The sequence below is a fragment of the Allobosea vaviloviae genome (assembly GCF_001298265.1).
Lineage (GTDB): Bacteria > Pseudomonadota > Alphaproteobacteria > Rhizobiales > Beijerinckiaceae > Allobosea > Allobosea vaviloviae_B.
Genome location: NZ_LGSZ01000035.1, coordinates 28,102 through 40,293 on the forward strand (window position 1 = coordinate 28,102; position 12,192 = coordinate 40,293).

Below are 12,192 nucleotides of genomic sequence, written 5' to 3' on the forward strand. Positions count from 1 at the left end.
TCAATAACCCAAATCACGCTCTCTATCCGGCAATGAAAGCGCTTTGCGAATCCTCCTCCCATGCTAACCAGCGACCACGGCCCGCGCGCCGATCGACGTCCGCAATCGAGGTCAGGCCAGGTGTCATCCGTCGCCGATCAGCCGGCTCTCGAACTCGCCTTCGTTCTGGAGTCGCCCCAGCGGGCCGTTGCCCGTCTGCTGGACAGCGCCGGCAGCAGCAGCAATGTCGAGATTCGAAGCCACCTCGTGGCGGGGCTGCGCGAGGTGCTCGATCAAGGCCATGCCTCGGCGCGCGAACTGCTGAAGCGGCCACGTCACGGGCTGGTCTGCGCGCAGTATCTCTCGGGGGTGATGGACGGCGTCGTGTGCTGCCTGCATGTCGCCGCGACCGAGCACTTCTATCCCGCGCTCAACCCGTCGCAATCCGAGCGGATCGCCGTGGTCGCGGTCGGCGGCTATGGCCGCGGCACGCTGGCGCCCGGCTCAGATGTCGATCTGCTGTTCCTCTTCCCGCACAAGCAAGGCGCCTGGGGCGAGAGCGTGGTCGAGGCCATGCTCTATCCGCTCTGGGATCTGAAGCTCAAGGTCGGCCATTCCGTGCGCTCGATCGACGACTGCGTGCGCGAGGCGCGCGCCGACATGACGATCCGCACGGCGCTGCTGGAAGCGCGCTTCGTCGCCGGCGACCCGCTGCTGTTCCACGACATGGTGCGCCGGTTCGGCGCCGAGGTGGTCGAGGGCACGGCGCCCGCCTTCACCGAGGCCAAGCTGCAGGAGCGCGAAACCCGCGTCCGGCGCGCGGGCACCTCGCGCTATCTTGTCGAGCCTAACGTCAAGGACGGCAAGGGCGGTCTGCGCGATCTCAACACGCTGTTCTGGATCGCGAAATACGCCTACCGCGTCAACGACGTGCGCGAGCTCGTGGCGGCCGGCCTGTTCGACCGCAAGGAACTGCTGATGTTCCAGCGCTCGGAGGAGTTCCTCTGGCGCGTGCGCTGCTGGCTGCACTTCATCACTGGCCGGGCCGAGGAGCGGCTCTCCTTCGACCTGCAGCGCCAGGTGGCGACCGCGATCGGCTATGCCGGACGCAGCGGCCAGGCGCCGGTCGAGCGCTTCATGAAGGCTTATTTTCTCGTCGCCAAGGATGTCGGCGATCTGACCGCGATCGTCTGCGCAGCGCTGGAAGCCCGCCAGCAAAAGCCACGCGCCTCGCTGTCGCGCCTGCTCGGCTCGTTTTCCAAGCGCAAGCGCGTGCGCGCGCTCGGCCACCCGGATTTCACGCTGAAGAGCCAGCGGCTGAACGTGATCGACCCGGAAGCCTTCAGGCGCGACCCGGTGAACCTGCTGCGGCTCTACGAAATCGCCAGCCGCGACGACCTCGCCATCCATCCCGATGCGAGCCGGCTGGTGACGCAGTCGCTGAGGCTGGTGACGCCGCAACTGCGCAACAGCCCCGACGCCAACCGTATCTTCCTGGAGATCCTGACGGCTCGGCGTTCACCCGAAGCCGTCCTGCGGCGGATGAACGAATCCGGCCTGCTCGGCAAGTTCGTGCCCGATTTCGGGCGCGTCGTGGCGATGATGCAGTTCAACATGTATCACCACTACACCGTCGACGAGCATCTGATCCGCGCCATCGGCGTGCTCGCGGAGATCGATGCCGGCGTGCTCGAATCCGAGCACCCGCTCGCCAACGAGATCATGCCGACGATCACCAACCGGCGGGCGCTTTATGTCGCGCTGCTGCTGCACGACATCGCCAAGGGACGGATTGAGGATCACTCGATCGCCGGTGCGAAGATCGCGCGCAAGCTCGGGCCGAGGCTCGGCCTCACCGAGGGACAAACGGAAACCGCCGCCTGGCTGGTCGAGCATCACCTGGACATGTCGACCGTCGCCCAGAGCCGCGACCTCGGCGACCCCAAGACGATCGAAAGCTTCGCCGCGACGGTGCAGACGCTGGAGCGGCTGAAGCTGCTGCTGGTGCTGACGGTCGCCGACATCAAGGCGGTCGGGCCGGGCGTCTGGAACGGCTGGAAGGGCCAGCTCCTGCGCACGCTCTACTACGAGACTGAGATCGTGCTGGCCGGAGGGCATTCCGTGATCGAGCGCAAGGCCCGGGTTGAGAAGAAACAAGACGCGCTCAAGGAGCTCCTGTCGGATTGGGGGCCAGCCGAGCGCGACGCGTATCTGGCGCGGCATTACCCGCCCTATTGGATCAAGACCGATCTCGCGCGCCAGGAGAAGCATGCCCGTTTCCTGCGACGCGCTGAGCAGGAGGGCCGGACCACGGCAACGCTGGTCGAGACCGACCAGTTCCGCGGCGTGACCGAACTGACGATCCTGGCGCCCGACCATCCGCGCCTGCTCGCGATCGTCACCGGCGCCTGCGCGGCGGCCGGCGGAAACATCGTCGATGCGCAGATCTTCACCACGACGGACGGGCTCGTGCTCGACACGATCTCGGTGTCGCGCGCCTTCGACCTGGATGACGACGAACTGCGCCGGGCCGAGCGGATCGCAGCCGCCATCGAGCGCGCGCTGAAGGGCGAGATCAAGATCGCCGACCTCGTTGCGCAGCGCCGCGCCCCGCCGCAGCGCGGCCAGACCTTTCAGGTGGCGCCGGAGGTCATCATCGACAACGTCCTGTCAGCGCGCCACACCGTTCTGGAGATCGCCGGGCTCGACCGGCCGGGGCTGCTCTACGACCTCACCACCGCGATCGGCAAGCTCAACCTCAACATCGCATCGGCCCACATCGCGACCTTCGGCGAGAAGGCGGTCGACGTGTTCTACGTCACCGACCTGACCAACGCCAAGATCGTCTCGACCGCGCGGCAACTGACGATCCGCCGGGCGCTGCTCGACGTCTTCGGCCCCGATGCCGAGAAGGCGCACGCGACCAAGGCCAAAGCAGCCGCGCGTGCTTGATTTAAGCCGGCATAAGCCCGATATCGGCCACGAACGCAGCCTGCATCGCCCTTCCCTGCAGAGCGCCACGTCTTGTCAGAATTGGATCACGCCATGACGCAGAATCCTGCGACGGAAAACCCGAACGCCGAGCCTTTGGTCAACGAATCCGCGCCCCAGTCTCCGGAGGAGATCATCCAGGCCAATTTCGCCAAGATCGAAGCCGAGCGTGACGACCTCAAGGACAAGCTGCTGCGCACGCTCGCCGACATGGAGAACCTGCGTCGCCGCACCGAGCGCGAGATATCCGACGCCAAGGCCTATGCGGTGACGAGCTTCGCCCGCGACATGCTGGGCTCGGCCGACAATCTGCGCCGGGCGCTGGAGAGCCTGCCCGAGACAGCGCGCACCACCGATGAGCCCGCGCTCAAGGCCTTGATCGAAGGCGTCGACCTGACCGAGCGCGACCTGCTGAAGGTGCTGGAGCGCCATGGGGTGCGCAAGATCGATCCGCAGGGCGAAAAGTTCGATCCGAACATGCATCAGGCGATGTTCGAGGCGCCGGATCCGGAGATCGCGAAGGGACTGGTCTCGAAGGTCGTCCAGTCCGGCTACAAGATCGGAGAGCGCGTGCTGCGGCCGGCGCTCGTCGGCGTTTCGGCCGGCGTGCCGAAGCCCGCGGCAACCGAGGATGGCCAGACCCCACCCACCGGCAACTGAGCCGTGATCGAGGCCGTCGGCGTCGCCGTCTTCGCGCTTACCGGCGCCCTCGTCGCCGCGCGCAAAGGCATGGATCCGTTCGGCTTCATCCTGCTCGCAACCGTCACCGGCGCAGGTGGCGGCACGCTGCGCGATCTGCTGCTGGGACGACCGGTCGCCTGGGTCGAGGCGCCCGTCAGCGTGGTGATCTGCACCGGGGTTGCGCTGATCGCCTGGACGATCGCCTACAGCCGGCCGGGCCGGCTCGACGGCTGGAGCGCCAAGCGCCTTCTGCTCTGGGCCGACGCTGCGGGTCTGGCGCTCTTTGCCGTCTCGGGAACGCAAAAGGCGCTCGCGGCGAACGTGCCGATCCTGTCGGCGATCGCGCTCGGGGCCATGACCGCGTCCTTCGGAGGTATTCTGCGCGACATTCTCGCCGGGGACCGCGCCATGGTTCTGTGGAGCCGGGATTTCTACGTGACGGCCGCTGCGGCCGGGGCCGCTGCGACCGCGCTGCTCACCTTGTTCGGCTTCGGCCCGGCGGTCGTGATGATCGGAGGCCTTGCCGCCGGTTTCGGCTTGCGGGCCGGCTCGATCCTGCTGGGCTGGTCGTTTCCGAACCTGCCTGGGGCGGATGATTCGCGCTGAGGCTTCCCGTCATTGCGAGGAGCAGAGCGACGAAGCAATCCAGAGGGACGTCGAGCACGCGGCTCTGGATTGCTTCGCTGCGCTCGCAATGGACGGGAAGGGTCAGCCAGCCGGCTTCGTCACCCTGCGCAAGGTCAGGTTAATCCGCCCGCCCTGCGGCAGCAGCGCAGACGACCCAGCCAGGATACGGTCGATGCCGTGATAGGCGAGCCTGGCCTCGCCACCGAAGAGCAGCGCATCGCCCGAGGCGAGCTTGAGCGAGACCGTCTTGCCCCCGCGCTGCGTGCCGCCGATGCGGAAGACCGCCGTGTCGCCGAGCGAGAGCGAGAGAACGGGTGCTTCGAAATCCTGCTCATCGCGGTCCTGATGCAGGCCCATCCTCGCGGTGCCCTCGTAGAAATTGACCAGGCAGGCCTCAGGCGGGTGCTCATAGCCCGCGAGTTCCTGCCAGGCCCGCGACAGCACGTCCGGCATCGGCGGCCAGGGCTCGCCCGTCAGCGGGTGCAGCGGCTGGTAGCGATAGCCGGCCTCGTCGGAAACCCAGCCGAGCGAACCGCAATTGGTCATCCGAACAGAAAAGGGCTTTCCGGTCCTGGGCATGCGCGGCTGGAAGAATGGCGCCAGACGCGCCACCTCGCGCAGATCCGCCACCAGCGCGGCCTGCTCGTCGGCAGAGAGATAGCCCGGCCAGTGAACCACGCCCGGCGCGACAGCGAGCCGGGTCATCTCACGATCCTACAGGGCATCGAGGCCGAGCACGTCGGTCATGGAATAGAGACCGGGCTTGCGCCCCCGCCCCCATAGCGCGGCCTTGACCGCGCCCTGCGCGAACAGGCCGCGATCCTCGGCGACATGGCTGAGTTCCAGCCGTTCGCCCGCGCCGGCGAAGATGACCTTGTGGTCGCCGACGACGGTGCCGCCGCGCAACGCAGCAAAGCCGATCGTGCCGGGCGCGCGCGCGCCGGTCTGGCCGTCGCGGACGGCGACGCGCTGCTGCGCCAAGTCGACCTGGCGTCCTTGCGCCGCGGCCTCGCCGAGCAGGACGGCCGTGCCGGATGGCGCATCGACCTTCATGCGATGATGCATCTCAACGATCTCGATGTCCCAGTCGGTGCCAAGCGTGGCCGCGACATTGCGGACCAGCGCCGCCAGCAGATTGACGCCGAGGCTCATATTGCCGGAGCGGATGATCGCGGCATGGCGGGCCGCGGCTTCGAGCTTCGCCAGATGCTGCGGCTCCAGACCCGTGGTGCCGACGATATGGGCAATGCGGGCCTGGGCGGCGAGCGCGGCGAAGGCAACCGTCGAATCCGGCGTGGTGAAATCGAGCACGCCCTCGGCCTCGACAAAGGCGGACAGCGCGTCGTCGCTCACCAGTACGCCGCTCGCAGGCAAACCGGCCAGCACTCCGGCATCCTGGCCGAGCAAGGGTGAGCCGGGTCGCTCGATCGCGGCTGAGAGCACACAGCCCGGCGTCTCGTGGATCGCCTTGATCAGCATCCGGCCCATGCGGCCGGCGGCACCGACGACGACGAGACGCATATCGGACATCGGGAGAGCTCCAAAAGGGGGTGCAAAGGCATCAAGGCTGCGCCGCCCTTCCCCGCCGACGACGCCAAGATCGCCTATAGGACGGATCGCGAGCGCGCGACACCCGAAACCCCGCAACGAAAAACGGCCGGGTTGCCCCGGCCGTTTCCAAAAGCTTCGATCGATGATCGGTCAGGCGGCCTGCTGGATGCCCGAGAGCTTCCAGGGACCGCCACGCGAGCGCACGAAGGTCCAGTGTTCCGTGACCTCCTGCGGGACGGTGGCGCTGCCCTCGACGACCTTGCCGCTGGCGCGCTCATAGAGCGCGTTGATCAGGCTGAAGCGCATCGCGACCGTGGCGAAATCGAAACCGTCCTCGTTCCAGGCTTCCGACAGGTCACCCTTCAGCAGCTTCACATCGGAGACGCGGTCGACCAGGCCCTTGCGGGCATTGCCCGAAAGATCCTCGTCGAAATAGCCGAACATTTCGGGCGTCACGCGCTGGCGCAGGCCAGCCTCGTCCTCGTTCGAGTAGGCCGTGTTGATCTCTCCAAGCAGGCGCTCGAAGGCGCCGAAATCCTCACCCGAGAGCTGGATCGGCGTGGTCTGTGGAGCCGCGGAAGCTGCGGAACGGCCCATTCCGCCACCCACGGCACCTCCAGCCATGGCGCCCATACGGGCGTCCGGTTGCGGCTGGTAGGTCTCGCGCGACATCGGCGCACCAGCGCCGGCCAGTTGCGGCTCGGAGCGGCGGCGGAAGAAGCGCAGCGCCAGCCAGATCGCGCCACCGATCAGGGCGATCTGAAGCAGGAAGCCGAACATGCCGGCGAGCGAAGCGAGGCCGCTGAAGAAACCGGCGCCCGAGAGCATTCCGAACAGGCCGGCCCCCAGAAGACCGGCGCCAAGGCCCATCATCAGGTTGCGGGCCATGGACGGCCGGGCAGCCTGTGCGGCGGCGGCACCTGCGGCAGCAGGAGCGGCCTGCGACGGTGACGGCGTCGCGCTGCGCTGGAAGGGCTGGGCTCCATTGGGTGCAGTGTCGGTACGGGCCGGAGCGGACTCGGTGCGCGAACCGCGGCTGCCCAAACCGGCCTTGCCGCCGCCGGGACGCGCCTCGGCGAGAACAGGGACCAGCAGAAGCGCGCCAGCAACGACAGCGATGACACGGCCACGACGAGCGAGCGAAATCAGAGACATGGTTCCTCCCGGAGCCCCCCTTGGGCTCTCTTCAGGGGAATATGGGCCATACCGGCGTCTTCCGCAAGGTCGAGCCAACTAAGCATCTGCGATATAACAATAATCTGCAAATATAACGGAAGCTGGGCGGATATAGCGCTTCGTGCTAGACTGCCGGCCTGGCCGTTGCACTGAAAACTGAGCTGCGCGGGAGTCAGCCGTGACCGTGATCGCGCCCCGACTTTTCGACCCGGAAGGTGGGGCGCTACGTCCTCACCCAGCGCCATCCCGTGGCCTGTTGCCCTGGCGCGGCCTGGCAACCGTGCTGATGGTGGCCCTCCTTCCCGTCGACACTCTGCAGGCAGCCGAGCCCGCCATCGCGCTCGATCCGCCCCGGCTGGCCCAGGCGCCCGAGCCGCTCTGCTTCTGCTGGACCGACGGCCGCAAGATCGCCGAGGGCGCAGCGGCCTGCATCCGCACGACGCAGGGACGCCGTCTCGCGCAATGCGGCCGGGTCATCAACATGATGTCCTGGCAGGTCACCGAAACGCCCTGTCCGGAAAGCTGAGCGGCCCCGCGACCAGCCGGCACCAGAAAAGCAAACGCCGCCGGGACGATGTCCCGGCGGCGTGGCTTAAGGCTCTAGTGGTCCCTGCGACTCGAGACTGACGTCAGTCAGAACGCTCCCAGAACGATCGCCATCATGAAAACGAATGCCGCACCCATGACCAATCGGTCGAGACGTAGCGTGAGGCTCATCACACCCTCCTTTGTCATTGACCTGACACAAGGCTAGCAGAACTGGCGGCGGCCGCAAGGGGGCAGAAGCGTGGCAGGCCGGCGGCGGAGCCAAGAGTATCCTTAAACGTCGGTTAAACCATTGAACAGTTTTGGGGATAACCTCGGCTACGCGCCTGCTGCAACAAGCTTTTCCAGCCCCTTCGCCACGGCGATGACATGATCGTCGGCGCCGAATCCGCCGATGATCTGTACTGTGGCCGGCAGTCCACGCGGACCGCGCATCAGCGGCACGGTCATGCAGGGCACGCCGAGCAGCGTCCAGAGCCGGTTGAAGCGGGAATCGCCCGTCGATTCGAGCGTCTCGGGCGCCTCGCCCGGGGCGGCATAGCTGACCACGACATCGACCTCGGCGAAGAACCCGCGCGCGGCGTCGCGGCCCCGACGGGACAGCCGACGCGCCTCGTCATATTGCCGGGGCGTGGTCGCGCGAGCCCCGTCGAGATAGGCGCGCAGCTTGGGCGGCAGGGCGTCGCGATGAACCGCGTACTCCCAGGCAAGAGCCTGCGTCGCCTCGTAGTCCTGCAACGGTCCATGGGACTGGAAGGCCTCGGCCAGCGCGGCCGAGCCATCATGGGGGACAAGCGTCGCGCCCGCGGCGGCAGCGAGTTGCTCAAAACGCCGCAGCGCTGCCGCCGAGGCAGGCTCGGCTGCGCCGGCATAGGCCTGCTCGTGAATGCCGATGCGCAACCCCGACAGGCTCGCGGCGGTCGCGTCGAGTTCCGGGCGACCGGTGATCGCCGCCAGCGCGAGGCCGACATCGTCAGCGCCCGCGGCCATCAGCCCCAGCGTATCGAGCGACCAGGAGAACGGCTTCACCCCGACCATTGGCAGCAGCGCATAGGACGGCTTGATCGCCGCGACGCCGCAATAGGCGGCAGGCCGGATCACCGAGCCGCCGGTCTGCGTGCCGAGCGCGAGCGGAATCATGCCGGCGGCGACGGCGGCGGCCGACCCGGCCGAGGAACCGCCAGGGCTCGCGGTGAGATCGTGCGGATTATGTGTCGGCGCGGGGTCGAGGAAGGCGAAGGCGGTCGTATGGGTCTTGCCGGCGACCGTCGCGCCTGCCGCCTTCAGCGCCATGACGATCGGCGCATCGGCGCGCGGGCGCCAGCCCTCGTAGATCGAGGAGCCCATCTGCGTCGGCAGGTCGGCGGTGTCGATGATGTCCTTAACGCCGCAGGCGATGCCAGCAAGCGGGCCGATGCCGGGCACCAGCGCGTCGGGGCGGCTGGCGAAGGCCTGGATCTGCGGCTCGCTGTCCGCGATGCAGGCGGCGCTGAGCGCGAGGGCCGCTTCGGGCGTGATCTCGCCACCGGCAATGCGGCTGATGACGTCGCGCAGGCTCTGCATGCTATTCTCCAATGACGGCGATGATCAGCCCCGTCGCGCGGCGCGCGACGGGAATGGCAATGAAGGCCGCGCACGCGGCGCAGGGCCAGGCGACCGCGAAAGCCTGGAGCCAGTGACGGACGAAATCGGGAGGCAGGCCGAGATTGAGCCAGGTCACGAGGGCCGTCATCAGGAAGGCCATGATGCCTGCCATCAGGACCGGAAAGATAAAGCGCGCCTTGCCAGTCACGAACCGATCTCCTCTCGGGGAAGCTTGAGCTCCTTCCCGCTGTGTTGCATGCGGAAAACCCTCGGCGCCAGTGATGTTTCGCTCATGCCGGGATGCGCCGATTGAGCCCACCGCGATCAGGCGGGGCCAGGACGCACCTCGCCCTTGACGCACCGGCAGCACGCATCGCAATGTAAATCGAATTTACATCCATGGACCACCAGACGATGACCTTCGTGCCGCTGGCCACAGCCTCGCCCATCATCCAGATTCATGTGTTGGCAGCATTGTCAGCGCTGACCGCCGGCATCGCGGTGATGGCATCCCGCAAGGGCACGAGCCTGCATCGCCGCATCGGGTGGTTCTTCGTGCCAGCCATGGCCATCGTGGCGCTGAGTTCGCTCTTCATCACGCGGGATGGGCATTTCAGCGCGATCCACCTGCTCACGCTGCTGACCCTCGTTACCTTGCCGCAAGCGGTCATTGCGCGCCGACGCGGCAACATCAGGGCTCACAAGAGCGCAATGATCGGCCTCTTCGCGGGGCTCGCGATTGCTGGCGCCTTCACTCTCCTGCCTGGCCGGCTGATGAACCAGGTCACCTTTGGACAGACCACGGCGGCCCCGTTAAGCGCTCGTTAACCGCGGCTTCAAAGTTAATCCGGCTGTGTCGTTCCGGGCTCACGGGGTTGAGAAACCGTTCACGAAACGGGTCGCATTTGATCGCTCATGCGACGTGCTCATCTCGCCCTCATCGCGCTCGGCCTGCTCGGCTCCGGCCTCGCCGGCTGCGGCCAGTTCCAGAAACCGCAGCGCGCCGCCTGGCGCGACCAGGCGGAAGCCGCCTGCCTGGCCTCGCGCCAGGTGCAGCTGTCCTCCTATGTCAGCCTGCGCGGCAAGCCGATCGACGGACCCGGAACCTGCGGCATGGAAAAACCGCTCAAGGTCTCGGCCTTCGCCAATGGCGGCATCGGGTTGACCAGTTCGGCCACGCTGTCCTGCCCGGTGGTCGCGACGACCGACACCTGGCTGGCGCAGGTGGTGCAGCCGGCCGCACAGAACGTCCTTGGCGCTCAGGTCGTCGAGATGCGCGCCGGCTCCTATTCCTGCCGCGCCATGAACAACGGCACCGGCACGAGCCGGACCTCCGAACACGCCTTCGGCAACGCCGTCGACGTGTTCTCCTTCAGGCTGAACGACGGCCGCAACATCACCGTCAAGGATGGCTGGCGCGGTTCGCCCGAGGAGCAGAACTTTCTGCGCGAGGTCTTCGTCGGCGCCTGCGAGCATTTTTCCACCGTGCTCGGCCCGGGCGCCGACATGTTCCACTACGACCACTTCCATATCGATCTGGCGCGGCACTCCAAGGGCCGTCACATCTGCAAGCCGATCATCAAATACACGCCGAACTACAACCTGCCGCCGCCCGATCCGGCTCGGCCCTATTCGATGGCGCAGCCGACGCTGCGCGACAGCGCTCCGGCATTGGTCGCAGGCGGCGGCCTGCTGCGCCAGCCGGCGGGTGGACTGCGTCCGCCGGGCGCGTTGCAGGGCGGCTACCCGGTCGCGAGCCATGCTGGCCAAGGGCTGGAGAGCCAGCGGCGCTTCCTCGAGGAGTATGACAACAAGCCGCTCAACCCGCAGCGCTCGAACCGGGCCGGTTCCGCCCAGACGGAAACCCTGCCGAGCGAGCAGCGCGGCCCGCTGACGCTGCCGGGCTCGGTGCCGCCGACCGAAGAGATGATCCTCGGCGACGACGAAGGCACCGGCGTGCTCGATCAGGAGGGCTATGACCAGGCGCAGCCCGCGATCACGCCGCAGCGCGACCCGTTCGCCTACCGCGCGGGCAGCACGCCGCAGCGGCGCTGATCCGCCTCAGCGCGAGACCAGAACCTGCCGGCACTCCGCCGGCAGCGCATCGAGCGACATGGGCGGCTTGGGCTTCGGCGGCGGGCCGGTACGGGGGGGCTTGGGCGGCGCGAAGATCGCGGCCCGCTGGCGCTCGATCCAGCCCGTGAGCTCCTCGCCGCAGCCATCGCCGAAATTGGGCGGCTCCTGGCCCTGGCAGCTCGCCATGCCGGCCGGGCAGCTCATGCGAATGTGGAAATGGTAGTTGTGGCCCCAGATCGGCCTGACCTTGTTCAGCCATGAGCGGTCGGCGCCGGCCTCACGGCAGAGCGCGACCTTCAGCGCCGGATTGACGAAGATGCGCTCGACCCGGGGCTCGCTGGCCGCAGCCCTGATCAGCTTGGTATGGGCCGGCGTCCAGTTTTTCGGATCGACGTCGCGCCAGTCGGCACGGGCCATGTTGACCGCCGGCATGTTCTCGCGCGCCTCACGGTCAAGCTTCGTGCGCGGCATTGGCGTCAGCCAGAGATCCGCGTCGAGGCCGATCTGGTGTGAGGCGTGGCCGGTCAGCATCGGCCCGCCACGCGGCTGCGAGATGTCGCCGACCAGAAGACCCGGCCAGCCATTGATCCTGGGGATCTCCCGCGCGAACTCCTCAAGATAGTCAATCAGGACCGGGTGACCCCAATTGCGGTTGCGGGCTTGCCGCATCACCTGCCAGCTGGGGCCGTCGACAGGCAGGGCGGTGGCGCCAGCCAGGCAGCCACGCGCATAGGAGCCGATGGCGCGGGCCTGCATGCTGGCTGGCGCCGTCTTCTGGCCAAAGAGGGAGCGGGCAGCATCGGGGAAGGCGGCGATATTGGCGGCCCGGCGCTTGGCTTCCTCATCAGCTGTCGACTGGGCCTGGCCCAAGGCGGGTGCTAGCGCCGCGATGAGGAGCACGGAAGCGGCAGCGATACGGCGGTGCAGGGCGAGCATGCCGGGAGAATCGGCGCGACCGGTGTCAAAGGTCAAGCTCGGGGC

At 67.6% G+C, this 12,192-nt stretch carries 12 protein-coding genes; 6 read left to right on the top strand and 6 right to left on the bottom strand.

Annotation, left to right across the window (positions count from 1 at the left end; genetic code table 11):
* Window positions 1-165 precede the first annotated feature (165 nt).
* From AE618_RS10965 to AE618_RS10975, 3 genes are all read left to right on the top strand, one after another.
* Complete coding sequence (locus AE618_RS10965; protein ID WP_054209150.1) at window positions 166-2,931, top strand: [protein-PII] uridylyltransferase; 2,766 nt, start codon at window positions 166-168, stop codon at window positions 2,929-2,931.
* Window positions 2,932-3,024: 93 nt separating this feature from the next.
* A complete protein-coding gene (grpE, locus tag AE618_RS10970; protein WP_054209113.1) occupies window positions 3,025-3,630 on the top strand; it encodes a nucleotide exchange factor GrpE in 606 nt (201 codons plus the stop codon).
* A gap of 3 nt (window positions 3,631-3,633) precedes the next feature.
* Complete coding sequence (locus AE618_RS10975; protein WP_054209114.1) at window positions 3,634-4,257, top strand: trimeric intracellular cation channel family protein; 624 nt, start codon at window positions 3,634-3,636, stop codon at window positions 4,255-4,257.
* Between the two features lie 102 nt (window positions 4,258-4,359).
* On the opposite strand, the gene AE618_RS10980 is transcribed toward AE618_RS10975, so the two are convergent.
* The 3 genes from AE618_RS10980 to AE618_RS10990 form a co-directional block, all read right to left on the bottom strand.
* Window positions 4,360-4,983, bottom strand: a complete 624-nt coding sequence (locus tag AE618_RS10980) for an alpha-ketoglutarate-dependent dioxygenase AlkB family protein (RefSeq protein ID WP_054209115.1) — start codon at window positions 4,981-4,983, stop codon at window positions 4,360-4,362.
* 9 nt (window positions 4,984-4,992) lie between these two features.
* Entirely contained in the window at window positions 4,993-5,799 is an 807-nt protein-coding gene (dapB, locus tag AE618_RS10985; protein ID WP_054209151.1) for a 4-hydroxy-tetrahydrodipicolinate reductase, read from the bottom strand.
* 180 nt (window positions 5,800-5,979) lie between these two features.
* Window positions 5,980-6,984 (bottom strand): Tim44 domain-containing protein, encoded by a 1,005-nt coding sequence (locus AE618_RS10990; protein WP_054209116.1) that lies wholly within the window; start codon window positions 6,982-6,984, stop codon window positions 5,980-5,982.
* Between the two features lie 199 nt (window positions 6,985-7,183).
* Here AE618_RS10990 and AE618_RS10995 point away from each other — a divergent pair, with 199 nt between their 5' ends.
* Window positions 7,184-7,531, top strand: coding sequence for a hypothetical protein (locus AE618_RS10995; protein ID WP_156330215.1), 348 nt, complete (start codon window positions 7,184-7,186; stop codon window positions 7,529-7,531).
* A 338-nt stretch (window positions 7,532-7,869) separates the two neighbouring features.
* Here AE618_RS10995 and AE618_RS11000 read toward each other — a convergent pair whose 3' ends face one another.
* Window positions 7,870-9,114 carry an amidase gene (locus AE618_RS11000; protein WP_054209118.1) on the bottom strand — a complete coding sequence of 415 codons (1,245 nt, stop codon included), beginning with the start codon at window positions 9,112-9,114 and terminating at the stop codon, window positions 7,870-7,872.
* 1 nt (window position 9,115) lies between these two features.
* Window positions 9,116-9,343, bottom strand: a complete 228-nt coding sequence (locus AE618_RS11005; RefSeq protein WP_156330216.1) for a DUF2798 domain-containing protein — start codon at window positions 9,341-9,343, stop codon at window positions 9,116-9,118.
* A 191-nt stretch (window positions 9,344-9,534) separates the two neighbouring features.
* On the opposite strand from AE618_RS11005, the gene AE618_RS11010 reads away from it, so the two are divergent.
* Window positions 9,535-9,963: a DUF2306 domain-containing protein gene (locus tag AE618_RS11010; protein WP_248310831.1), complete on the top strand. Its 429-nt coding sequence runs from the start codon at window positions 9,535-9,537 to the stop codon at window positions 9,961-9,963.
* A gap of 87 nt (window positions 9,964-10,050) precedes the next feature.
* Window positions 10,051-11,190, top strand: a complete 1,140-nt coding sequence (locus tag AE618_RS11015) for an extensin-like domain-containing protein (protein ID WP_054209119.1) — start codon at window positions 10,051-10,053, stop codon at window positions 11,188-11,190.
* A 6-nt stretch (window positions 11,191-11,196) separates the two neighbouring features.
* Here the strand turns inward: AE618_RS11015 and mepA are convergent, their stop codons facing one another.
* Window positions 11,197-12,147, bottom strand: coding sequence for a penicillin-insensitive murein endopeptidase (gene mepA / locus AE618_RS11020; RefSeq protein ID WP_054209120.1), 951 nt, complete (start codon window positions 12,145-12,147; stop codon window positions 11,197-11,199).
* Window positions 12,148-12,192 lie beyond the last annotated feature (45 nt).